Raw genomic sequence first — 24113 nt, forward strand, 5'->3', positions numbered from 1 at the left:
CTATAACACCAAAACACAGGCCGTCAACCGGGGCGCGGGGTTTTGTCACCCAACTGAAGGCATACTTGTCATGTTCGTACTAGTGGAGTGCTGCCGTGAAGTCCAAATCTTTGAAATTGCTCGCGTTTCTCGTGCTTCTTGGGGTCTCCGCAGCGGCATTGGCCGCCGGTTTGCTGGATGTCAGCTACCGCCCGTTGGCCGGCAAGACGCCCGTCAACCTGAAGGAACGGTATGCCGGCCAGGTGCTCCTTATCGTCAACACCGCCAGCAAATGTGGCTATACGCCCCAATACGAGGGGCTGGAAGCGCTCCATCAGCGCTACGGGGCGCAGGGATTCGCGGTGCTTGGCTTCCCCTCCAACGACTTCAGGGGGCAGGAGCCGGGCAGCGAAAAGGAGATCCAGGAGTTCTGCACGCTGACCTATGGCGTGAAGTTCCCGATGTTCGAGAAGGTGGCGGTGACCGGCGACAAGGCGACGCCGCTGTACGCATCACTGGCCAAAGAAACGGGAACCGCACCGGGCTGGAACTTCCACAAGTATCTGATCGGCAGGGACGGACTCGTGGTGGCGAACTTCCCCAGCAAGGTCTCGCCGGACGATCCGGCCGTGGTCGCGGCGATCGAGCGCGAACTCAAGGCGCCGCGCGCCACGCGCTGACGCAGTGCCTTCGTGGCCGGCGGGCATGCCACAATATCGGTTTGGCGCCGCCATCGCGGCGCAGGTTCCAGGAGCAGAAAGGATGAAGCGGTCGGTCCGCGGCGCAGCCGTGTTGTTGGCAATCTCGTTTTCGATGCTGGGAGGCAGCGTGTCTGCACAGGAAAAAACCGCGCTGGTGTCCGAGCGCGACAAGGTGAGCTACGCCATTGGTGTGGACGTGGGCAATTCGCTGCAGCCGGTCGGTCCGTTCATGGACCTGGGCGCGTTCGAGCGTGCCATCGGCGATACCTTCGCGGGCAAGCCGAAGGCGATGAACGAACAGGAAGCGCAGGCCACGGACCAGTTGCTTCGCCTCAATCTCGCCGTGGCCGACGGCCAGGCGATCCCCGGCATGCCGCCGGGCAGCACGCCGCCGCCGGTGGACAAGACCAAGGTCGGCGTCTTCCTCGGTACCTACGTGATCGGCCCGTCGCTGGTGCCGTTCAAGGACGAAATCGACATCGCCGTGCTGACGCAGGCGGTGAAGGCCGTCGCCACCAAGAGCGGCACGCCGCTGCTGACGCTGGAACAGGCCCAGGCCGAGATGCAGGCCTATCTCGCCAAGCGCCAGGCCGGCGCCGCGCAGCGCAACCGCGACGAAGGCGCGAAATTCCTGGCCGCCAACAAGACCAAGCCGGGTGTGGTCACCACCGCTTCCGGCCTGCAGTACATGGTGCTGCGCCAGGGCAACGGCCAGCGTCCGATGCCGACCAGCCGGGTGCGGGTCAATTACGAAGGCAAGCTGCTCAACGGCGAGGTCTTCGACAGTTCCTACGCGCGCGGTGAGCCGGCCGAGTTCGGTCTCAACCAGGTGATCGCGGGCTGGACCGAAGGCGTCGCGCTGATGCCGGTGGGGGCGAAGTACCGCTTCTGGATTCCGTCCAGCCTGGCGTACGGCCCCAACGGCGCGCCGGGCGGCAAGATCGGACCGGATGCGACGCTGACGTTCGATGTCGAGCTGATGGGTGTCCTGCAGTAATCCGAATCGCCGTATTCAGCACTGAACTTTCACTGATGGAAATGGGCTGATGCGCGTAGCGATTTTTGGTACCGGTTACGTCGGACTGGTAACCGGCACCTGCCTGGCCGAGGTGGGGCACGATGTCGTCTGCGTCGACATCGATCCTGCCAAAGTCGATGGCCTGAACCAGGGCATCGTGCCGATCTACGAGCCCGGCCTGTCGCCGATGGTCAAGGCGAACCACGAGGCCAGGCGGCTGCGCTTCACCACCGATGCGGTTGATGCCATCGCGCATGGCGAGGTGGTCTTCATCGCCGTCGGTACGCCGCCGGACGAAGACGGCAGCGCCGACCTGCAGTATGTGCTGGCGGTCGCGCGCACGATCGGCCGCAACCTGCAGCGCCCCTGTACGGTGGTCAACAAGTCCACAGTGCCGGTCGGCACCGCCGACAAGGTGCGTGCCAGCATCGAGGCGGAACTGGCCTCGCGCGGCGTCGATGTCGCGTTCGACGTGGTATCCAATCCCGAATTCCTTAAGGAGGGCGATGCGGTCAACGACTGCATGCGTCCCGACCGCATCGTCATCGGCGCATCGCAGCCGCAGGCGGTGGAAAAACTTCGTCGGCTGTACGCGCCGTTCAACCGCAACCACGAACGCATCGTGGTGATGGACGTACGCTCGGCGGAACTGACCAAGTACGCCGCCAACGCCATGTTGGCCACGAAGATCAGCTTCATGAACGAGATCGCGAACATCGCCGAGCGCGTGGGCGCGGACGTGGAGCATGTGCGCCAGGGCATCGGCTCGGACCCGCGCATCGGCTGGCACTTCATCTATCCCGGTGCGGGCTACGGGGGTTCCTGCTTCCCCAAGGACGTGCAGGCCCTGGCCCGCACGGCGCAGCAGCATGGCTATGCGCCTGAGCTGCTGCAGGCGGTGGAGTCGGTCAACGAGCGCCAGAAGGGCCATCTGTTCGAGCTGATCCAGCGCCACTACGACCGCGGCGAAGACGAAGGCGTGCGCGGCAAGACCTTCGCCGTGTGGGGGCTGTCGTTCAAGCCCAACACCGACGACATGCGCGAGGCCAGCAGCCGTCGCTTGCTCGCCGAACTGTGGGAAGCGGGTGCGCAGGTGCGCGCCTACGATCCCGAAGCGCGCGAGGAGGCCACCCGCATCTTCGGCGAGCGCGATGACCTGCTGTTGTGCGAGGACGCCCGCGACGCGATCGAAGGCGCGGATGCGCTGGTGGTGGTGACCGAGTGGAAGCAGTTCCGCAGCCCGGATTTCGCGCGGCTGCAGGAGACGCTCGGCGATGCCGTGATCTTCGACGGCCGCAACCTGTATGACCCGGCCGAAGTCGAGGCCGCAGGCCTGGCCTATTACGGCATCGGTCGCGGGAGATCCCTGCGTGCAGGCTGATCTGCCCTTGCCCAGCGACGCGCTGGAGCGGCGTCTGGTCGAACTGGAAACCCGCCTGGCATTCCAGGAGCATTCGCTCAACGAACTGAGCGAGGCGCTGGCGGATGCGCGTGCGGAGAACCAGCGCACGGCGCTGTTGCTGCGCCACATGGTGGAAGAACTGGGCAAGGTGCGTACTTCGCTGTTCGAAGATCCCGCCAACGAGCCACCCCCGCCGCATTATTGATACGCTTGCGGCTCAGCAGTCCCCACGAAAGACCGATGACCGATTCACTCCGCGACCAGTTGCTGGGCCTGGGCTTCAAGCCCGCGCCGAAGCCCGAGCGCAAGCCCGACCGCCGGCCCGATCCGCGCCGCGACACCCAGAGGCCGGCCGGCAAGGGCGGCGCGCATTCCAAACCCGGCCAGGGCGGCAAGCCGCGTCCGCCGCAGGGTGGTGCGGGCAAGCCGAAACGCAGTCAGGAAGACATCGACCTGGCCAAGGCCTACGCCATCCGCGCCCAGCGCGAGAAGGACGAGCGCATTGAAGCCGAGCGCGTGAAGCAGGAAGAAGCGCGCGTGCGCCGTGAGGCCAAGGCCAAGCTGGAAGCCTTCCTCAAGGACAAGGGCCTCAACGATGCCGAAGCGGACATCGCCCGGCATTTCCCCTACGGCGGCAAGATCAAGCGCATCTATGTCACCGCCGAACAGTTGAAGGCATTGAACGCCGGCGAGCTGGGCGTAGTGCAGCAGAACGGACGCTACCTGCTGGTCACGGCGGCCGTACTGGCCGAGGCGGAAGCCATTTTCGCGCCCGCCATCGCCCTGAAGGTCGACCCGAACGCCTCGGCCGAAGACGACCCTTACGCCGATCCCCAGTACCAGGTGCCTGACGACCTGGTGTGGTGACAGCGGGCGACCGGCCACGGCTTAGCCTGTTGCCGGGGCTCGACGGTACCGGACGACTGTATGCGCCGCTGGTGAGCGCGCTGGCGGATGTCGCCGACGTCGACGTGCTGGCGTACGACAGCGAGCAGTTCAAGGACTACCCGGAACTGGCCGAGGCGCTTGCACCGAGGTTGCCGTCCAGCGGGCATGTCGTGCTGGTCGCGGAGTCCTTCGCCGGCCCTCTGGCCGTGTTGTTGGCGCATCGTCATCCGGCATGTGTTCGCGGACTGGTGCTGGCGGCGAGTTTCGTCCACGGCCCCCTGCCGGCGAGCAGGATGGGCGCGCAGCTGCTGGAGCGTCTGCCGGCCATCCCGCTACCGCTTCCGATCCTCGAGCGATGGCTGGCCGGCGGTGAATTGCCGCCGGCACTGCGCGTGGAGTTCCTGACCGCCATGCGCACGGTTCGGCACGACGTCCTGCGTCGACGTGCGCTTGCGGCGTTGCGTGTCGACGTCCGAGGCGAATTGGCCGCCTTGCAGATCCCCATACTTCATCTGCAGGCCGGGCGCGACCGCTTGATCGGACGACACGCCGGGCGTCAGATCCTTCGTTGCGCGCGCGACGCCCGACAGGCGACGATCGATGCGCCGCATTTCCTGTTCCAGATGGCGCCAGGGGCGGCCGCTGCCGGCATCCGGCATTTCCTGGACGAGATCGGACAGCGCACGGCAGGCTAGGCGGGCGACGTCTCGCGCACCAGCCACCGCCAGACGATGAAGGCGGCAATCAGCGCGATGACCGACGAGCAGAGGAAGGCGGCTTCGCCGCCGATGCGCCACAGCTGGCCGGCCAGCAAGGCACCGCACACGCCGCCGACGCCGGACGACAAACCATAGAACACGCCTTGGCCGTGGCCGTTCATCCGGCCCGGGAAAAAACGCACCAGCAGCTGCATGGCCGCCGCGAAGAAGGCGCCGAAGTTCAGCGCATGGGTCAGCTGCGCGAGCACCATCACCGGCGTGCTGTCGGGGAACAGCGCGGTGACCAGCCAGCGCAGCGAGGCACTGAGCAGGGCGACCATCAGCACGCGGCTGGCATCCCAGCGCCGGAAGATGCGGCTGGACAGGAAGAACACCCCGATCTCCGCCAGCACGCCGACCGTCCACAGCACGCCCTGCGTCGCGGTCGGGTAGCCATGTTCGGACAGGTAGATCGAGAAGAACGTATAGAACGGCCCGAACGATATCTGGGTCAGGAAGGCCGCGACGAAGAAGGCGATTACCTGCGGCTTCCGCAACCGCACGCGAAAGCTGTCGTCCGCCGCGTGCGCCGGCAGGCTGGGCTCGTGCGCATAGCGGTTCGCCAGCGCGGACACCAGCACGCCGACAAAGACCGGCAGCATCAGCCAGGGAAGCGATCCCACGCCGAGGCGCCGTTCGTCGATCAGCCAGCCGAACGACGCCACCACCACGATGAAGCCGATCGATCCCCAGACGCGGATCAGGCCGTAGCGGTCACTGCGCGCACCAAGGTGCGACATCGTGATCGACTCGAACTGCGGCATCACCGCGTTGTAGGCGAAGCAGAAACCCAGCATCACCGCGAACAGGCCCGCGTGCTCCAGCGGCAGCAGGAACAGCGCGAAGCAGCCCAGCGCCAGCGCACACCCCAGGTGCAGCCACCGGATCGGATGCCCGGAACGCGCCGCCAGCGTGGTCCACAGGCTGGGCGACACGATGCGCGTGGCGTACCACAGGCTCATCAACACGCTGATCGCCGCGACACCCAGCCCGCGCGACTCCAGGTACAGGCTCCAGTACGGCGTGAACGCGCCCAGCGCGGCGTAGTAGAAGAAGTAGAAGCTGGACAGCCGGACGGCGGGATAGGGATGCGGAGTGGCGGCGCCCGGCGGTGTCATGGCGCATTGTAGCGGTGGGTGATGGTCGGTCGAACAGCGGTTGCGTCGGCTGGAGGTGTGGTTGGCGGGAACTGGCCGCGAGCTGTCGTGGTTCTGTGACGGTCAGCAGACAGCGCGAGTCGTGCGCATGGCGCACGCTACGGTCGGCATCGCGTGCTCCGCCCGCGAGGGCGGCTGATGCTCGTTCTTGCTCGTCATTCCAGCGGAAGCTGGAATCCCTTGCGCATGCGGGCCGCGGCATCTCGTAACAGCAAGATGGGTCCCAGCGTTCGCTGGGACGACGGAGGTGGGTGATCTGCCCGCGATCCCGTCATTACAGCGAACGCTGGAATCCATTGCCCGTGCGGGCCGCGGTAATTCGTAAGAGCAATATGGGTCCCAGCGTTCGCTGGGACGACGGAGGTGGGTGGTCTGCCCGCGATCCCGTCATTCCAGCGAACGCTGGAATCCATTGCGCATGCGGGCCGCGGTAAATCGTAAGAGCAAGAGGGGTCCCAGCGTTCGCTGGGACGACGGTGGGGTTGTCCACCATCCGGGAGGGAGCGGGATCGCGGCGGTTCGCCCTCACCCGTTGCCCTCTCCCGGCGGGAGAGGGGGAGTGGGTGCCATGCGGGTTCGGCTTCGGAAGGCGCGCTGGCGTCCGTGACGTTGAGGTGCCCGGTGAGTTTCTTTATTCGGGGTCGTAGTCCAGATTTGAGGCCAGCCAACGCTCTATCTGAGCCAGTTCCACGCCCTTGCGCCTGGCGTAGTCGGTCGCCTGTTCCTTCGATACGCGGCCGACCACGAAGTACTGGCTCTGCGGATGGCTGAAGTAGTAACCGGACACCGCCGCGGTCGGCAGCATCGCGAAACTTTCCGTCAGCGACATGCCGGCGTTGTGTCCGGCATCGAGCAGGCGGAACAACGTGCCTTTCTCGCTGTGCTCGGGGCAGGCCGGGTAACCCGGAGCAGGGCGGATGCCGACATACTTCTCGGCGATCAAGGCCTCGTTGTCCAGCGACTCGTCGGACACGTAACCCCAGAACTCCTTGCGCACGCGCTGGTGCAGGCGTTCGGCCAGTGCCTCGGCCAGGCGGTCGGCCAATGCCTTGAGCAGGATGGCGTTGTAGTCGTCGTGGTCGGCCTCGAAGCGCGCCACATGCGCGTCGATGCCGATGCCGGCGGTGACCGCGAACATGCCGATCCAATCCTGCTTGCCGGAGTCCCTGGGCGCGATGAAGTCGGCCAGGCAGAAATCCGGCCGGTCGGCGGGCTTGTCGACCTGCTGGCGAAGGAAGTGCAGGCGTGTTGCGCCTCCTCCTCCGCTTGCGGGGGAGGATTGAGGTGGGGGCTGAGCTGCCGCGTTGCCCCCATCCCAGCCTTCCCCCGCAAGCGGGGGAAGGGGCTGGATCTCGACGTCGTCGCCGACGCTGTTGGCCGGCCACAGACCGAACACCGCCTTCGCCGTCAGCCACTTCTCCGACACGATGCGGTCCAGCATCGTGCGTGCATCGCGGTACAACTCGCTGGCCTGCGTGCCCACCACCTCGTCGGTCAGAATGGCGGGGTACTTGCCGGCCAGTTCCCAAGCCTGGAAGAACGGGGTCCAGTCGATGAAGTCGATCAGTTCCGCCAGCGGATAGTCATCGAAGACATGCAGGCCCGGCTGGTTCGGCACGGGCGGCGTGTAGTGGTCCCAACCGCCGTTGAACTTCTGCCCGCGCGCCTTCTCCAGCGACACCAGCCGCTTGGCGTCGCCGCGGTTGCGGTGGCGCTCGCGTATCTCGGCATAGTCGGCGTCGTTGGCGGCGACGAAGGCCGCGCGCATGTCGCGCGAGATCAGCGACTGCGCCACGCCGACCGCACGCGATGCATCCTTCACCCAGACCGTCGGCGCGTTGTAGTGCGGGTCGATCTTCAGCGCGGTGTGCGCACGCGACGTGGTTGCGCCGCCGATCAGCAGCGGCATCTCGAAGCCCTGTCGCTGCATCTCGCGGGCGACATGGGTCATTTCCTCAAGCGACGGCGTGATCAGCCCGGACAGGCCGATCAGGTCGGCGTTCTCGGCGCGGGCGGTGTCCAGGATCTTTTGCGTGGGCACCATCACGCCCAGGTCCACCACGTCGAAGTTGTTGCAGGCCAGCACCACGCCGACGATGTTCTTGCCGATGTCGTGCACGTCGCCCTTGACCGTGGCCATGATGATCTTGCCGTTCGACTTGGCGACATCGCCGGTACGCAGTTTTTCTTCCTCGATGAAGGGCAGCAGGTAGGCCACGGCCTTCTTCATCACGCGCGCGGACTTCACCACCTGTGGCAGGAACATCTTGCCGGCGCCGAACAGATCACCGACCACGTTCATGCCGTCCATCAGCGGCCCTTCGATCACGTCCAGCGGACGCACGGCCTGCTGCCGCGCTTCCTCGGTGTCCTGGTCGACGAAGGCGTCGATGCCGTGCACCAGCGCATGCGCCAGGCGCTCCCGTACCGGCTTGTCGCGCCAGGCCAGGTTCTCGACCTGCACCTCGCCCTTCCTGCCCTTGTAGCGGTCCGCAATCTCCAGCAGCCGCTCGGTCGAATCCTTGCGCCGGTTGAGGATCACGTCCTCCACGCGCTCGCGGAGTTCGGCGTCCAGGTCGTCGTAGACCGGCAGGCCGCCGGCGTTGACGATGCCCATGTCCATGCCGGCCTGGATGGCGTGGTACAGGAACACGGAATGGATCGCCGCGCGCACCGGCTCGTTGCCGCGGAACGAGAACGAGACGTTCGACACGCCGCCGGACACGTGGCAGTGCGGCAGCGTGCGCTTGATGATGCGGGTCGCCTCGATGAAGTCGACGGCGTAGTTGTCGTGCTCCTCGATGCCGGTGGCCACGGCGAAGATGTTGGGATCGAAGATGATGTCTTCCGGCGGGAAGCCGACCTCTTCGGTCAGGATGCGGTAGGCACGCGTGCAGATCTCGACCTTGCGCGCGCAGGTGTCGGCCTGGCCGGTCTCGTCGAAGGCCATGACCACGGCGGCGGCACCGTAGCGCAGCACCTTGCGGGCCTGTTCGATGAAGGCGGCTTCGCCTTCCTTCAGCGAGATCGAGTTGACCACGCCCTTGCCTTGCAGGCATTTCAGGCCGGCCTCGATCACGCTCCACTTCGACGAATCGACCATCACCGGGATGCGCGCGATGTCGGGTTCGGAGGCGATCAGGTTGAGGAAGCGGTCCATCGCCTTCTCGGAATCGATCAGGCCCTCGTCCATGTTGACGTCGAGGATCTGCGCGCCGTTGGCGACCTGCTGGCGGGCGACCTCGACCGCTTCCTCGTAGCGCTCTTCCTTGATCAGCTTGCGGAACTGCGCGCTGCCGGTGACGTTGGTGCGTTCGCCGACATTGACGAACAGCAGGTCCGGGGTGATGACCAGCGGTTCCAGGCCGGACAGGCGGGTGTGGCGGATGCGGGCACTCATGCGGCCTGCTCCAGGCGATCCCCGGGCAGGCGGCGCGGCGGAATGCCCGCCACGGCCTCGGCGATGGCCTTGATGTGCGCCGGCGTCGTGCCACAGCATCCGCCCACCAGATTGAGCAGGCCGGATTGCGCGAATTCCTTCAGCGTGGCGGCCATCTCCTCGGGTGTCTCGTCGTACTCGCCGAACGCATTGGGCAGCCCGGCGTTGGGGTGCGCGCTGACATAGGCGTCGGCCACGGTGGCCAGCGTCTCGACGTGCTCGCGCAGATCCTTGGCGCCCAGCGCGCAGTTCAGACCGATCGACAGTGGGCGACCGTGCGCGACCGAGGCGTAGAACGCTTCCGCCGTCTGACCGGACAGCGTGCGGCCGGAGGCATCGGTGATGGTGCCGGAGATCATCACAGGGAGGCGTCCGCCGCGGGCATCGAACACTTCCTCGATCGCGTACAGCGCCGCCTTCGCATTGAGCGTGTCGAAGATGGTCTCCACCATCAGCGTGTCGGCGCCGCCGTCGATCAGGCCTTCGATGGCCTCGCGATACGTGGCGCGAAGCTCGTCGAAGTGGGTGTTGCGGAAACCCGGGTCGTTGACGTCGGGGCTGATGGACGCGGTGCGGCTGGTTGGTCCCAGCACGCCGATCACGAAGCGGGGCTTGTCAGGCGTGGCGGCCTCGATGGCATCGCAGCACAGGCGCGCCACCTGCGCACCGGCCTTGTTCAGTTCGTAGACCAGGTGTTCGAGGTGGTAGTCCGCCTGGCTGATCGAGGTGGCATTGAAGGTGTTGGTCTCGACCAGGTCGGCGCCGGCTTCGAGATACGCCGTGTGCACGCCGGCGATCACCTCCGGTTTGGTCAGCAGCAGCAGGTCGTTGTTGCCCTTGAGGTCATGGTCGCAACCGGGACCGTGCGTATGCGGGTGCTCGGCATCGCAGCCGTCGGCGAAACGTTGCCCACGGTAGTCGGCTTCCTGCAGCCCGTGGCGCTGGATCATGGTGCCCATCGCGCCGTCGATGATCAGGATGCGCTGTTCCAGGGCTTGCGCGAGAAGGTCGGCGCGCTGGGGATTCAGCCAGGGCAGGGATTTCATGGTTTGGTGGCGGTGAGGGAAATGACTTCGAAATGAGGGGGACGGCGCTCGCGGGTGACGGTCTCGGCGTTGGCGATGTCCAGCCCGGCCTTCTCGGCGAACCTGCGCAGTTCCTTCTCGGTGAAACCGAGGTTGACATGGCCGTAGGCTTCGACGGCTGACCTGTGCTCATGCTTGCCAAGGCTGCTCAGCAACAGGCGACCACCCTTGCGCAACACGCGTGCGGCTTCGGCGACGGCCTGTGCCGGCTTGCTGGCATAGGTCAGCGCGTGCATCAGCACGACCAGGTCGAAGCTGCCGTCCTTGAACGGGAGCGCATGCATGTCGCCCTCGCGGACTTCCACGTTGGGGAAACGCCGCAGGCGCTCGCCGGCGGCGGCGACCACGCGTGTGCTGGTGTCGATGCAGACGTAGCGCTTGGCATGGGGTGACAGCAGTTCGGCCAGCACGCCGTCGCCGGAGGCGATGTCCAGCACGTCGCCGGTCTCGAGCAGGGGCAGGGCGGTGCGGGCCAGTGCTTCCCAGGTGCGGCCGGGCGAGTAGTGGCGTTCCATGTCGCCGGCCACACTGTCGGCCCAGTTCTGGTCGGCGGCACGGTTCGCCAGGACCGCGGCGATGCGTTCGGCGTCCTGCCGCAGCAGCGGATCGTCGCTGCCATCGCGCAGGCTGCGCCACAGTTCGCGCTGCACGCTGTCCAGGTTGTCCTCGTCGAACCGGTAGTACGCCGACACCCCTGCGCGACGGTCGCGGGCCAGGCCTGCCTCCTTGAGCTTGGCCAGATGGGTGGAGACGCGCGGCTGCGCCAACTGGGTGATCGCCGACAGCTCGGCGACGGTGAGCTCCTCGCGCGCCAGCAGCGCCAGCAGGCGCACCCGGGTGGCGTCGGCGAACACCTTGAGCCGGGTAGACCAGGCTTCCAGATCCATAAATATCTCCATATCGCGATACAGAGATATTTTGAGGCGCGACCCGCGCACGGTCAACCCACGGCATACGCCCACGCATGGTCGCGGGTTACAATTGGTATCTAACACATGGTCGAGGGATACCCGTGGATTTCGCATTCACCGAAGAGCAGTTGATGATCCAGGACGTGGCGCGCCGGATCTCCCAGGAGAAGATCGTACCCAGCGCCGAACATCACGACAGGACCGGTGAGTTCCCGCTGGACAACATCCGGCTGCTGGGCGAAAACGGGCTGATGGGCATCGAGGTGCCGGCCGAGTACGGCGGCGCGGGCATGGACCCGATCGCCTACGTGCTGGCGATGATCGAGATCGCTGCCGCCGATGCCGCGCACTCCACCATCGTGTCGGTCAACAACTCGCTGTTCTGCAACGGCATCCTGACCTTCGGCAGCGAAGACCAGAAGCAGACCTACGTGCGCGCCATCGCCGAGGGTCGCGAGATCGGTGCCTTCGCGCTGACCGAGCCGCAGTCCGGCTCCGACGCCACCGCGATGCGCTGCCGCGCCGTGAAGCAGGCCGACGGCAGCTTTGTCATCAACGGCAAGAAGAGCTGGATCACCTCGGGCCCGGTGGCCAAGTACATCGTGCTGTTCGCGATGAGCGAACCGGACAAGGGCGCGCGCGGCATCACCGCCTTCATGATCGACACCGAAAAGGCCGGCTTCCACCGCGGCAAGACCGAGCCGAAGCTGGGCATCCGTGCTTCGGCCACCTGCGAGATCGAGTTCACCGACTACGTGGCGGCTGCCGGGGATGTGCTGGGCAAGGAAGGCGAAGGCTTCAAGATCGCGATGAGCGTGCTGGATGCAGGCCGCATCGGCATCGCCTCGCAGGCCATCGGCATTGCCCGCGCCGCCTACGAGGCGACCATCGCCTACGTGAAGGAGCGCAAGGCTTTCGGCGCGCCGATCGGCACCTTCCAGATGACCCAGGCCAAGATCGCCGACATGAAGTGCAAGCTGGATGCGGCCACGCTGCTGACCCTGCGCGCCGCATGGGTGAAGGGCCAGGGCCAGCGCTTCAGCAACGAAGCCGCCATCGCCAAGCTGACGGCCTCGGAAGCGGCCATGTGGATCACCCACCAGGCGCTGCAGATCCACGGCGGCATGGGCTACTCGAAGGAAATGCCGATCGAGCGGTACTTCCGCGACGCCAAGATCACCGAGATCTACGAGGGCACCAGCGAGATCCAGCGACTGGTGATCGCGCGCAACGAGACCGGGCTGCGCTGAGTACCGCAGACATCCGGCTCCAACAGAACGCCGCCGCAAGGCGGCGTTCTCCGTTCCGGGACGTCGGTTGTCCCGACCCCCGTCTTTCGTCATGGGACCACCGGCGCGGGGTCCGCTAGAGTGGCCCGATGCGGGGGTCTGTCCCCCGTTTTCCTCCTGGAGACCCCGATGCGCAAAACCCTGATCGTCTGTGCCCTCACGCTGGCCCTGGCCGCCTGCGACAAGGGCAATGCCCCCGCGGCCGGCGCGGCCGCCGATGCGGCCACCCCGGTGGCGTCCGCTGCCGACATCGCTGCCGAGAGCAAGCGCCTGAACGAGTGGTTCGAGAAGAAGTACGAAGAGCAACTGAAGTTCAGCCCGATCCAGCTGACCTTCCAGGGCCGCAAGGACCTGTACGACCAGGTCGATGATATGTCCGAACAGGCGCAGCGCGACCAAGTCGCCTGGCAGAAGGCCAGCGTCGAGGAGATGGAGACGTCCTTCGACTACGCCAAGCTCGACGACGAGACCAAGTTCTCCTACGACCTGTGGAAGCTGCAGTACGAGAACGCGCGCGACGGCCTGCCGTTCCTGCTGGACGGCTACGCGTTCGACCAGATGAACGGTGCGCAGGGTTTCTGGCCCACCTTCCTGATCAGCTTCCACAAGGTCGAGGAAGAGTCCGACTACACCGCGTATATTGCCCGCCTGAAGGCCACCCAGCGGGCGTTTGACCAGTTGCTCGAGCGCGCGCGCGCCTCGGCGGCGCAGGGCGTGCGTCCGCCGAAATTCGCCTACGAGGGCGTGATCGACCAGGCCAAGAAGGTCGTGGCCGGAACGCCGTTCTCGGCCGGCAAGGATTCGGCGATCTGGGCCGACGCCCAGGCCAAGGCCGATGCGCTGGTGAAGGCCGGCAAGATCGACGCCGCCCGCGCCACCGCATTGAAGGACGAGGCCCGCAAGGCGCTGCTGGAACAGTTCAAGCCGGCCTACGACGGCGTGATCGCGTGGAGCGAGGAAGAACTGCCGAAGGCCGCCGTCAACGCCACCGGCGTGGGCACGACCCACAAGAACGGCAAGGCGTACTACGAGTACCAGCTGCGGCAGATGACCACCACCGGCATGAGCGCCGAGGAAATCCACGCGCTGGGCCTGAAGGAAGTCGAGCGCATCAAGGGCGAGATGACCGCGCTGAAGGACAAGGTGGGCTTCCAGGGTGACCTGGATGCGTTCTTCGCCTTCATCGACACCGACAAGCAGTTCAAGTATCCCAACACCGACGCGGGCCGCCAGGCCTACATCGACGACGCCACCCGCGCCATCGACAACATCAAGAAGGTGCTGCCGGAGTACTTCGGCCTGCTGCCCAAGGCCGACCTGGTGGTCAAGCGCGTGGAACCGTTCCGCGAGCAGGACGGCGCCGCGCAGCACTACTTCCCGGGCACGCCGGATGGCGCGCGGCCGGGCGTGTACTACGCGCACCTGTCCGACATGGACGCCATGCCGAAGCCGGAGCTGGAGGTCATCGCGTACCACGAGGGCCTGCCGGGCCACCACATGCAGATCTCGATCGCGCAGGAGCTGACCGGCGTGCCGAAGTTCCGCACGCAGTACGGCGTGACCGCGTATGCGGAAGGCTGGGGCCTGTATTCGGAGTGGCTGGCCAAGGAAATGCCGGGCACCTACCAGGATCCGTATTCCGAATTCGGTCGCCTGAGCTCGGAAATGTGGCGCGCGATCCGCCTGGTGGTGGATACGGGCCTGCATGCCAAGGGCTGGACGGAAGAGCAGGCGGTGGAGTACTTCGACGCCAACAGCGCGGTGCCGCGTGCGGCGATCGAGTCCGAGATCAAGCGTTACCTGATCATGCCGGGCCAGGCCACGGCCTACAAGATCGGCATGATCAAGATCCAGGAACTGCGCAAGAAGGCGGAAACCGAACTGGGCGACAGGTTCGACATCAAGGGTTTCCATGACACCGTGCTGGGCGGTGGCGCGCTGCCGCTGACCCTGCTGGAGCGTCGCGTGGACCAGTGGATCGCGAAGCAGAAGGCGGCCAAGCCGGCCTGATCGTCGATCCCCTAGTGATACCGAGAACCCCGGCCTCGTGCCGGGGTTTTTCTTTTCCGGCTCAGTGCGCCTTGGTCAGCAGGTCGATATTCGCCGGCAGCCACGCATCCAGCGCGGTGGGCGACCGGCCCGTGAGCTGGCGATAGTCGTCCGTGACCTCGCCGAGATCGCCGGCGGCGGTCGCGGCATCGAATGAGGCGAACACCTCGGCCAGCGCCGGCGGAAAACCGTGCGCGTTCAGTCCTTCGATCAACGTCTCTGGCGTGATGTCGACGACGGCAAGCGGTTTGCCGGTGAGTGCCGAGACGCGCGTGGCGACGTCGCGCGCCGACCACGCCTGTTCGCCGGTCAAGGTGAGGATCTGGTTCGATGTATCCGCCGATGCCAGCACGACCGCTGCGGCGCGGGCCAGGTCGTCGCGGGCGATGTAGGCGATGCGTCCGTCGCCGGCCGCCGAGGCCCATTCGCCGGATGCCAGCGCGCCCGGCACCGAATAGGCGAGGTTCTCGAAGTACCAGGCGTTGCGCAGCACCGTCCACGTGAGCGGCGAAGCGGACAGGGCCTGTTCGGTGCCCCAGTGGTCCGGCGCGAAGGAAACATGCGAGGTATCGGCGGAGGGCAGCGAGGTGTAGACGACATGCTGTACGCCGGCATCGACCGCCGCCTGCACCGCCGCGCGATGCTGGGCCAGGCGCTTGCCCGGTTCCATCAGTGCGTCGGTGCTGACCAGCAGCAGGCGCTCGGCACCGGCGAAGGCGGCAACCATCGAATCAGGCTGGTCGAAGTCGGCGGTCCGGATGGTGACGCCGCGCGCGGCCAGCTCGCGCAGCGCTTCCGGATTGCGGGTGGTGACGATGAGGCGTTCGCCTGGGAATTGCAGCGTGTCCAGCAGGTGGCGGACGACGGCGCCACCCAGGTGTCCGGACGCGCCGGTGACCAGCAAGGTGGGGGCGGGGGTGTTCATGGCGTTTCCTGTTTTGGTAACGAAGAGGATGTTGGTTACGCTATGGTAGTAATGGCTTCCGTGGCCGCAAGCAGGGAGCCCGAAGTAACCCGGTTACCGCGCGGTAACCATGCACCGGATGTCGACCATGACGCTGCACCGCCAATCCCTGATCCTCACCGAGAACTGCCCGATCCGCGACGTGCTGGACCGGCTCGGCGACCGCTGGACCGTGCTGGTGTTGCATGAACTCGCGGGCGGCACGCTGCGCTTCACCGAAGTGCGCAAGCGCATCGCGGACATCTCGCCGCGGATGTTGGCGCAGACGCTGCGTCGTCTCGAACAGGATGGGCTGGTGCGGCGCGAGGTGTTCCCGACGGTACCGCCGCGGGTGGATTACGCGCTGACGCCGCTTGGATCATCGTTCTTCGAGCGCATCGAAATGCTCGCGCAATGGGCGTCCGATCACCACGATGAAGTGAGGGCCGCACGCCAGGCCTATGTCGCGCCTACGGCCAACGCACCGCTCTGAGCCGGGGCGTGCACGCGCGACGTGCTTCACGGGATGCCGTCGAGGTGATGCCTGGAACGACAAGCGCAATCCCGAGCGTGAGGGTCACCAAGCTCGGGCTGGCGTAGTCCTGCATTCGATCCGCAAAAAGAAACCCCGGCGATGCCGGGGTTTCTCGCTTTGCAAACGTGCCGCTGCCGATCAGTGACCGGTCGCCGGCGCCGGCGGCAGACCGTCACCGTCGTCATGCTGCAGCGCATTCTCGCTGTCGCGGTCATGCGCATGGTCGCGCGCCAGGTACAGGTAGAACGCCGGCAGCACGAACAGCGTGAACAACGTACCGATGGTCATGCCCGAGGCGATCACCACGCCCATCGAGAAGCGCGAGGCGGCGCCCGGGCCGCTGGCGATCAGCAGCGGGATCATCGCGAACACCAGTGCGGCGGTGGTCATCAGCACCGGGCGCAAGCGGATGGCGGCAGCCTGTTCGATCGCCTCGCGCTTGGACAGGCCCTGCTCGGATTGCAGCTTGTTGGCGAACTCCACGATCAGGATGCCGTGCTTGGAGATCACGCCGACCAGCGTCACCAGGCCCACCTGCGTGTAGATGTTGATGCTCATGCCGGGAAAGGCTTCGATCTGCATGAAGCCGAGGATGCCGCTGAGGATCGCCAGCACGTTGACCGTCAGCAGCGCGCCGCTGATGGCCATCGGCACGGTCAGCAGCATGATCAATGCATCGCGGAAGCTCTCGAACTGCGCCGCCAGCACCAGGAAGATCACGATCAGCGCGAGCGCCAGCGTGACCAGCATCGCCGCACCTTCCTGCTTGAACTGGCGCGACTCGCCGGCGTAATCCACCGAATAGCCCTGCGGCAGCACGTCTTTGGCCGCCTGGTCGAGGATCGCCAGCGCCTCGCCCTTGCTCACGCCGGGACGCGGGGCGAAGGTGATCGACACCGCGTTGAGCTGCTGGAAGCGCTTCAGCGACTGCGGCTGTGCGCTCTCCTTCAGCGTCACCAGCGTCGACAGCGGGATCAGCTCGCCATCGCGGGTCCGGGTGTAGTAGTTCTCCAGGTCGCTGGCATTGAGGCGGTCGCTGCGCTGCACCTGCGGAATCACCAGGTACGAGCGGTTCTGCATCGCGAAGCGGTTGGTGTAGCCGCCCGACAGCATGGCCGCCATGTCGGCCGCCAGCGTGCGCATGTCGATGCCGAGGCTGGCCGCCTTCTCGCGGTCGATGTTGACCTCGATGCGCGGCTTGTCGATCTTCAGGTCCTTGTCCAGGAAGATGAAGCGCTTGCTCTCCATCGCCTTCACCAGGATCTCGTCGGCCAGGTCGGCCAGCTGGCTCAGCTCGCCCACGCCGCCGATGATGAACTCGCCGCCACCGCCGTCGCCGCCCGCGCTGGGCAGCGAAGGGGGCACCAGCGCGAAGATGTTCAGGCCGCTGACCTGACTCATCTTCGGCTGCAGTTCCTGCTGCAGCACCGCATTGGTCGAGCGCTCGCGCTCGCTCCAGGGCTTCAGCACGAAACCGGCCATCGCCATCGGACTGGCGCCGCCGCCGCTGCCGCCGAAGCCACCGTTGAACAGGAAGTAGTCCTGCACTTCCGGCACGCCCTTGGCGATGGAGGTGACCTCTTCGGTGTAGCGCTCCACGTAGTCCAGGGTGGAGTAGGGGTCGGCGCTGGCGACGGAGAAGATAAAGCCTTCGTCTTCCAGCGGCGCCGGCTCCTTGGGCGCCGTCATGTACAGGAAGGCGCACGAGACCAGCACCAGGATGCCGAACACGCCGACCACCGACTTGGTTTCCATCGTGCCGTGCAGGCGGCGCTGGTAGCCGGCATTGAGCTTGTCGAAGCGCTCGTCCAGCCACTTTTCCAGCTTGCCCTTGCCGCCTTCGCTGTGCGGCTTGAGGATCTTGGCGCACATCATCGGGGTCAGCGTCAGCGCGATCACGCCCGACAGCAGCACCGAGCCGGCCAAGGTGAAGGCGAACTCGGTGAACAGCACGCCGGTCAGTCCGCCCTGGAAGCCGATGGGCAGGTAGACGGCGACCAGTGTGGTGGTCATCGCGACGACCGGCCAGGCGAGCTCGCGCGCGCCCTTGATCGCCGCGTCGTACGGCGACATGCCTTCTTCGATGTGGCGGTGGATGTTCTCCAGCACGATGATCGCGTCGTCCACCACGATGCCGATGGCCAGCACCATGGCCAGCAGGGTCAGCAGGTTGATGGTGAAGCCCATCAGCAGCATCAGGAACAGCGCGCCCACCAGCGACAGCGGTACCGTCACCGCCGGGATCAGCACACTGCGCAGCGAGCCCAGGAACAGGAAGATCACCACGATCACGATGATGACCGCCTCGACGATGGTGCTGACCACCTCGTCGATGGCGTCCTGGATCTGCTCGGTGCTGTCGTAAGGAATCGTTGCCTTGATGCCTTCCGGCAGCTGCGGGACGATCTCGCCGTCCCACAGCGCACGCACGTCGCGGATCACGTCGAGCGAGTTCGCGTCCGGCGACACGAAGATGCCCATGAACGTGGCGGCCTCGCCGTTGATGCGGACCGAGGTGCCGTAACTCTCCGAACCGAGCTGCACGTCGGCCACGTCGCCGAGCCGCACGATGGCGCCGTTCTGCTCGCGGATGATCAGCTGGCGGAACTCGTCGGCATTGCGCAGGTCGGTGCGCGCGGTCATGTCGATGGCGACCATCTGGCCCTTGGTCGAACCCACCGCTGCCAGCACGTTGTTGGACGACAGGGCGGTCGACACGTCGCTGGCGGTGACCTGCAGCGCGGTCATGCGGTCCGGTTTCAACCACACGCGCATGGCGAAGGTGCCGGCACCGAGGATGTCGGCGCGCTGCACGCCGGACACCGTCACCAGCTTGGGCTGCACCACGCGGGTCAGGTAATCGGTGATCTGGTTGTTGTCGAGCGTCTCGCTGGCGAAGGACACGTACATCGCCGCGATCTGCTGGCCCTGCTGCAGGTCGATCACCGGGTCCTCGGACTCCGGCGGCAGCTGGCCGCGCATCTTGTTGACCTTGGCGGCGATCTGGGTGAGTGCCTCGTTCGGGTCCTGGTCCAGCTTGATGTAGGCCTGGATGATGCTGACGCCGGCCGAACTGGTCGAGCTGAGGTATTCGATGCCCTCGGCGCTGGCGACCTCACGCTCCAGCGGCGTGGTGATGAAGCCCTGGATAAGGTCGGCGTCCGCGCCGTAGTACGTGGTGCTGATGTTGACCACGGCGTTGCGCAGCTCGGGGTACTGCCGCACGTTCAACTCGGTGAACGAGCGCAGGCCGAACAGCAGGATGAACAGGCTGACGACGATTGCCAGCACCGGCTTGTTGATGAAGATGTCGGTGAATTTCATGCCGGCGCTCCGTCAACGGTTTTCGGGCGTGGGCTGGGCCTCGGTCACCGGCTGCACCTTGTTGTTGATCACCACTTCGGCATCGTTGCGCAGCTTGAGCAGGCCGGTGGTGGCCACGCGCTCGCCGGGCTTGAGGCCCTCGACGACCGCGATCAGGTCGCCGCGGGTGGCGCCGGTGGTGACGAAGCGCTGCCGCACGATCAGCTTCTTGCCGGTCAGCGGCTTGCCCTGCATGTCCTTCTCGCCTTCGGCACGCTGCACTTCCTGGATCACGTACACCGCGTTGCCGTAGGGGTTGAAGCTGATCGCGGTCTGCGGCACCACCACCACCTTGCGCGCGTCACCGGTGTCGAAGCCGATGTGGGCGAACGCGCCGGGACGCAGGTTGTACTCGCCGTTGGCCAGCGTGGCCTGCACCTTGAAGTTGCGCGTGGCCGGGTCGATCTGCGGCTCCACCGCGCTGACCTCGCCCTCGAATACCTGGCCGGGCAGGGCGTCGACGGTGGCGCGGATCTTCGCGCCGGGCAGCACCTGGCCCACGCGCTGCTCGGGCAGGGTGAAGTCCAGGTAGATCGGGTCCAGCGCCTGCAGGCTGACGATGGCGTCGCCGGGGTTGAGGTACTGGCCCAGGTTGACCTTGCGGATGCCCAGCACGCCGTCGAACGGCGCGCGGATGGTCTTCTGCGCGATCAGGGCGCGCTGCGCCTCGACCTGCGCCAGCGAGGTCGCCGCCACCGTGGCGCGCTCCTCGGCTTCGGCCTGCGAGACCAGCTTGTCGCGCGCCAGCGCCTGCCAGCGGTCGCGCTGGACGGCGGCGAGCTTGGCGGAGGCTTCCAGCGACTTCAGCACCGCCAGTTCGTTGGCGGTATTGAGCTGGGCCAGCACGGTGCCGGCCTTGACCGGCTTGCCGACATCGATCGACAGGCTGCGCACCACGCCGCCGGCCTCGGTGGTGACGTCGGTGCCGTTGATGGCCACGAACGTACCCACGGCCTGCTGCGCGTCGATCCATTCCTCCTCCTTCGCCGTCCAGTCCGTCACGGCGGCGGCCGGCTGCGGCATGGTGTCGAAGAAGTCGTTCATGCCCTTGCTCATGAAATGCTTGACGACGAACACGCCGCCGAAGATCACCGCCACGGCGATCAGCATCAGGATCATGCGCTTGGGGGTGGAGGGCGTTTTCCGTGCGGTCGGGTCTTTCCGTGTCATGGGGCGTCTTCGGCAGGTCGGGGGATATCGTCAGGTCGACGAACGGGGTGGGGCGTGATCGACAGGATCAATCGGCGGATTATCACGAATTGAGACGGCCGCAAGAAGTGCATGAGGGCATCAGCCCTGGCGGGGACAGCCGGCCCGTGTCCGTACGCCTGGTTGCGGACACCGGATGCACCGGGATGTCCGCGGCCGGTGCATACGAAAAGCCCCGGCCATGCCGGGGCTTTCGCGAGAGGGGCGGCACTCAGCGCGAGGCCGGTTTCTCCTGCTCCAGCAGGTATTCCTTCGAGGGCTCGTCCATCTTGTCGCCCAGCACGCGCCGCACGGCCACGAAGAACACCGGGATCAGCAGCAGGCCCAGGAAGGTGGCGAAGAACATGCCGCCGATGACACCGGTGCCGATCGCGTGGCGGGCGTTGGCGCCGGCACCGGTCGAGATGGCCATCGGCAGCACGCCCATGATGAAGGCGAACGAGGTCATCAGGATCGGGCGGAAGCGCAGATGCGAGGCGGTGATGACCGCGTCGCGCAGCGTCTTGCCCTGCTTACGCTCCATCACCGCGAACTCGACGATCAGGATCGCGTTCTTCGCCGCCAGGCCGATGATGGTGATCAGGCCGATCTTGAAGAACAGGTCGTTCGACAGGCCCGGCCGCAGCATCGTGAAGAGCACGGCGCCCAGCGCACCCAGCGGCACCACCAGCAGCACCGCCACCGGGATGGACCAGCTTTCGTACAGCGCGGCCAGGCACAGGAACACCACCACGATCGACAGCACCATCAGCAGCGTGGCGCTGTTGCCGGCCAGGATCTCCTGGTACGACATGCCGCTCCAGTCGTAGCCGAAGCCCTGCGGCAGCTGCTCGGTGACGATGTTCTCCATCGTCGTCATCGCCTGGCCGGACGAGCTGCCCGGCGCCGCCGAACCGTTGATGTTGACCGCCGAATAGCCGTTGTAGCGCGACAGCGACGGCGGCACCGACGACCACGACGACTGCACCACGTTGGACAGCGGGATCATCGCGCGGCCGCCGCTGGCGTCGGTCTGCTGGCTGCTCGGCGAGTAGATCCGCGCCAGCGATTCGGCGCCGGTGCGGTATGGCGCATCGGCGCGCATGTTCACACGCTTGATGCGGCCTTCGTAGAAGAAGTCGTTGACGTACACCGGCGCCAGCATCAGCTGGATGCCGTTGTAGATGTCGCTCAGCGACATGCCCATCGACTGCGCCTGCACGCGGTCCACGTGCAACTGCAGCTGCGGGGCGTTTTCCAGCGTGTTCGGGCGCACGCCCATCAGGGTCTGGTCCTGCGAGGCCGCGCCGAGCAACTGGTTGCGCGCCGCCATCAGCGCTTCTTCACCCAGGCCCGCGCGGTCCTGCAGCCACATGTCGAAGCCGCCGAACTGGCCCAGGCCCTGGATCGTGGGCAGGTTGACCACGAAGATCTGCGCGCCCTTGATGCCGTAGAAGCGCTGGTTGGCCTGCTGGATGAACTCCGGCACGGTGACGTCGCGCTCGTCCCACGGCTTGAGGCGGATGAAGGCCATGCCGACGTTCTCGCCGCGGCCCAGGAAGCTGAAGCCGGCCACTTCCATGACGCCGTCGAAACCCTCCATCTGCTGCAGCGTGCCGCGCACCTGGTTGAACACCTGCTTGGTCTTCTGCAGCGTGTTGCCGGGCGGCAGCTGCACGATGGCCAGCGCGTAGCCCTGGTCTTCTTCCGGCACGAAGCTGCTGGGCAGGCGGGTGAACAGGAAGCCCGCCAGCACGGTGAGCAGCGCGAACACGATCATCCAGCGCGGCGCATGCTTGATGGCCGAGCCGATGTGGCCCACGTAGGTCTTCTCGATCCTGGCGTAGTACTTCTCGAACGTGCGGAAGACGATGTTCTTCTTCTCGTGGCTGTCGTGCTCGTGCTGCTTGAGGAACGTGGCGCACAGTGCCGGCGTGAAGCCCAGCGCCAGGAAGGCCGAGAACGCCATCGAGATGGCGATGGTCAGGGCGAACTGCTTGTAGATCTCACCCGACGCGCCGCCCTGCAGCGCGGACGGAATGAACACCGCCGCCAGCACCACGGTGATCGCGATGACGGCACCGGTGATCTGGCCCATCGCCTTGATGGTCGCCTCGCGCGGCGGCAGCTTCTCCTCGGCCATGATGCGTTCGACGTTCTCGATCACCACGATCGCGTCGTCGACCACGATGCCGATGGCCAGCACCAGCGCGAACATGGTCAGCTGGTTGATGGTGAAGCCGATCAGGCTCAGGCCCCAGAACGTGCCCAGCAGGGCCACCGGGATCACCAGCGTGGGGATGATGGTGGCGCGGAAGTTCTGCAGGAACACCAGCATCACCAGGAACACCAGGATCACCGCCTCGATCAGCGTCTTGACCACTTCCTCGATCGAGATCTTGACGAACGTGGTGGTGTCGTACGGCGAGAACCAGGTGACGCCCTGCGGGAAGCTCGGCGCCAGCTCGTCCATCTTGGCGCGCACGGCGTCGGCCACGTTCAGCGCGTTGGCGCCCGGCAGCAGCTGGATGGCGAACGCGCCGACCGGCTTGCCGTTGAACTGGGTGTCGAAGCCGAAGTTCTGCGCACCGAACTCCACCCTGGCCACGTCCTTCAGGCGCACGGTCGAGCCGTCGTTGTTGGCGCGCAGGATGATCTGCTCGAACTGCTCGGGCGAGGTGAAGCGGCCTTCCGCCGAGACCGTGGCGGTGAACGCCTGGCCGTCGGGGGCGGGATCGGAACCGACCGAACCGGCGGCGAACTGCACGTTCTGCGCGCGCACCGCCGTCAGCACTTCGGTGGCCGACAGGTTGTAGCCCTGCAGCTTGCCCGGATCCAGCCACAGGTTCATGGCGTACTCGGAACCGAAGTGCTGGGTGCTGCCGACGCCCGGCACGCGCGAGATCTGGTCCAGCACGCGCGAGGCGACGATGTCGTTCAGGCGGTTGCGGTCGATGCTCGGATTGTCGGACTGCAGGCCCACCACCATCAGGAAGCCGGCGTTGGCCTTGGCCACCACCACGCCCTGCGCGGTGACCTCGCTGGGCAAGCGGGGCGTGGCCAGCGAGACCTTGTTCTGCACCTGTACCTGCGCGATGTCCGCGTCGGTGCCGGTCTGGAAGGTCAGGGTGATCGAGGCCTGGCCGGCCGAGCTGGAGCTGGAACTGAAATACAGCAGGTTGTCGATGCCGGTGAGCTGCTGCTCGATGACCTGGGTGACCGAGCGCTCGGTGGTCTCGGCACTGGCGCCGGGATAGGTCGCGCTGACCGTGACCTGCGGCGGCGCGATCGACGGATAGGACTCGACGCCGAGGTTGAGGATCGCGATCACGCCGGCGAGCGAGATCAGGATCGACACGACCCAGGCGAAGATCGGGTGGTTGATGAAGAACTTGGGCATGGGGGCGG

The 24113-nt window shown here is 66.2% G+C and carries 17 protein-coding genes; 9 read left to right on the top strand and 8 right to left on the bottom strand.

What is annotated here, in order from left to right:
- The first annotated feature begins 110 nt into the window (after positions 1 to 110).
- The 6 genes from MMG85_RS00230 (at position 111) to MMG85_RS00255 (ending at position 4683) form a co-directional block, all read left to right on the top strand.
- Positions 111 to 659, top strand: a complete 549-nt coding sequence (locus MMG85_RS00230) for a glutathione peroxidase (RefSeq protein ID WP_277399681.1) — start codon at positions 111 to 113, stop codon at positions 657 to 659.
- Positions 660 to 741: 82 nt separating this feature from the next.
- Positions 742 to 1677, top strand: coding sequence for an FKBP-type peptidyl-prolyl cis-trans isomerase (locus tag MMG85_RS00235; RefSeq protein ID WP_241043977.1), 936 nt, complete (start codon positions 742 to 744; stop codon positions 1675 to 1677).
- 49 nt (positions 1678 to 1726) lie between these two features.
- The gene (locus MMG85_RS00240) at positions 1727 to 3079 is read left to right on the top strand and encodes a UDP-glucose/GDP-mannose dehydrogenase family protein (protein ID WP_241043978.1); all 1353 of its coding nucleotides are present in this window, start codon (positions 1727 to 1729) and stop codon (positions 3077 to 3079) included.
- Entirely contained in the window at positions 3069 to 3305 is a 237-nt protein-coding gene (locus MMG85_RS00245) for a SlyX family protein (protein WP_055942888.1), read from the top strand. Before MMG85_RS00240 ends, MMG85_RS00245 begins: the two co-directional genes overlap by 11 nt.
- Positions 3306 to 3340: 35 nt before the next feature.
- Entirely contained in the window at positions 3341 to 3967 is a 627-nt protein-coding gene (locus MMG85_RS00250) for a DUF2058 family protein (RefSeq protein ID WP_055942891.1), read from the top strand.
- Positions 3968 to 3996: 29 nt separating this feature from the next.
- Complete coding sequence (locus MMG85_RS00255; RefSeq protein WP_241043979.1) at positions 3997 to 4683, top strand: alpha/beta hydrolase; 687 nt, start codon at positions 3997 to 3999, stop codon at positions 4681 to 4683.
- Here the strand turns inward: MMG85_RS00255 and MMG85_RS00260 are convergent.
- From MMG85_RS00260 to MMG85_RS00275, 4 genes are all read right to left on the bottom strand, one after another.
- Positions 4680 to 5864: an MFS transporter gene (locus MMG85_RS00260; protein WP_241043980.1), complete on the bottom strand. Its 1185-nt coding sequence runs from the start codon at positions 5862 to 5864 to the stop codon at positions 4680 to 4682. The two genes, MMG85_RS00255 and MMG85_RS00260, sit on opposite strands and share 4 nt — an antisense overlap.
- Positions 5865 to 6534: 670 nt before the next feature.
- Positions 6535 to 9303, bottom strand: a complete 2769-nt coding sequence (gene metH / locus MMG85_RS00265) for a methionine synthase (protein WP_241043981.1) — start codon at positions 9301 to 9303, stop codon at positions 6535 to 6537.
- On the bottom strand, positions 9300 to 10388 hold the full coding sequence (locus MMG85_RS00270) for a homocysteine S-methyltransferase family protein (protein ID WP_241043983.1): 1089 nt from the start codon (positions 10386 to 10388) through the stop codon (positions 9300 to 9302). The genes metH and MMG85_RS00270 overlap by 4 nt, the downstream gene beginning before the upstream one ends.
- Complete coding sequence (locus MMG85_RS00275) at positions 10385 to 11314, bottom strand: metalloregulator ArsR/SmtB family transcription factor (protein ID WP_241043984.1); 930 nt, start codon at positions 11312 to 11314, stop codon at positions 10385 to 10387. Before MMG85_RS00275 ends, MMG85_RS00270 begins: the two co-directional genes overlap by 4 nt.
- 125 nt (positions 11315 to 11439) lie before the next feature.
- Between MMG85_RS00275 and MMG85_RS00280 the strand changes: the two genes are divergently transcribed.
- Positions 11440 to 12588 (top strand): acyl-CoA dehydrogenase family protein, encoded by a 1149-nt coding sequence (locus MMG85_RS00280; protein ID WP_241043986.1) that lies wholly within the window; start codon positions 11440 to 11442, stop codon positions 12586 to 12588.
- 168 nt (positions 12589 to 12756) lie between these two features.
- The gene (locus MMG85_RS00285; RefSeq protein ID WP_241043988.1) at positions 12757 to 14637 is read left to right on the top strand and encodes a DUF885 domain-containing protein; all 1881 of its coding nucleotides are present in this window, start codon (positions 12757 to 12759) and stop codon (positions 14635 to 14637) included.
- A gap of 61 nt (positions 14638 to 14698) precedes the next feature.
- On the opposite strand, the gene MMG85_RS00290 is transcribed toward MMG85_RS00285, so the two are convergent.
- On the bottom strand, positions 14699 to 15601 hold the full coding sequence (locus MMG85_RS00290) for an SDR family oxidoreductase (protein WP_241043990.1): 903 nt from the start codon (positions 15599 to 15601) through the stop codon (positions 14699 to 14701).
- A 127-nt stretch (positions 15602 to 15728) separates the two neighbouring features.
- On the opposite strand from MMG85_RS00290, the gene MMG85_RS00295 reads away from it, so the two are divergent.
- Positions 15729 to 16112 (top strand): helix-turn-helix domain-containing protein, encoded by a 384-nt coding sequence (locus MMG85_RS00295; protein WP_241043991.1) that lies wholly within the window; start codon positions 15729 to 15731, stop codon positions 16110 to 16112.
- Positions 16113 to 16292: 180 nt separating this feature from the next.
- On the opposite strand, the gene MMG85_RS00300 is transcribed toward MMG85_RS00295, so the two are convergent.
- From MMG85_RS00300 to MMG85_RS00310, 3 genes are all read right to left on the bottom strand, one after another.
- Positions 16293 to 19478, bottom strand: a complete 3186-nt coding sequence (locus tag MMG85_RS00300) for an efflux RND transporter permease subunit (RefSeq protein WP_241043992.1) — start codon at positions 19476 to 19478, stop codon at positions 16293 to 16295.
- Between the two features lie 12 nt (positions 19479 to 19490).
- Positions 19491 to 20687 carry an efflux RND transporter periplasmic adaptor subunit gene (locus tag MMG85_RS00305; RefSeq protein ID WP_241043993.1) on the bottom strand — a complete coding sequence of 399 codons (1197 nt, stop codon included), beginning with the start codon at positions 20685 to 20687 and terminating at the stop codon, positions 19491 to 19493.
- A gap of 250 nt (positions 20688 to 20937) precedes the next feature.
- The gene (locus tag MMG85_RS00310; protein WP_241043994.1) at positions 20938 to 24105 is read right to left on the bottom strand and encodes an efflux RND transporter permease subunit; all 3168 of its coding nucleotides are present in this window, start codon (positions 24103 to 24105) and stop codon (positions 20938 to 20940) included.
- Positions 24106 to 24113 lie beyond the last annotated feature (8 nt).

The organism is Pseudoxanthomonas sp. LH2527, assembly GCF_022539275.1.
In the GTDB taxonomy this organism is placed as follows: Bacteria; Pseudomonadota; Gammaproteobacteria; order Xanthomonadales; family Xanthomonadaceae; genus Pseudoxanthomonas_A.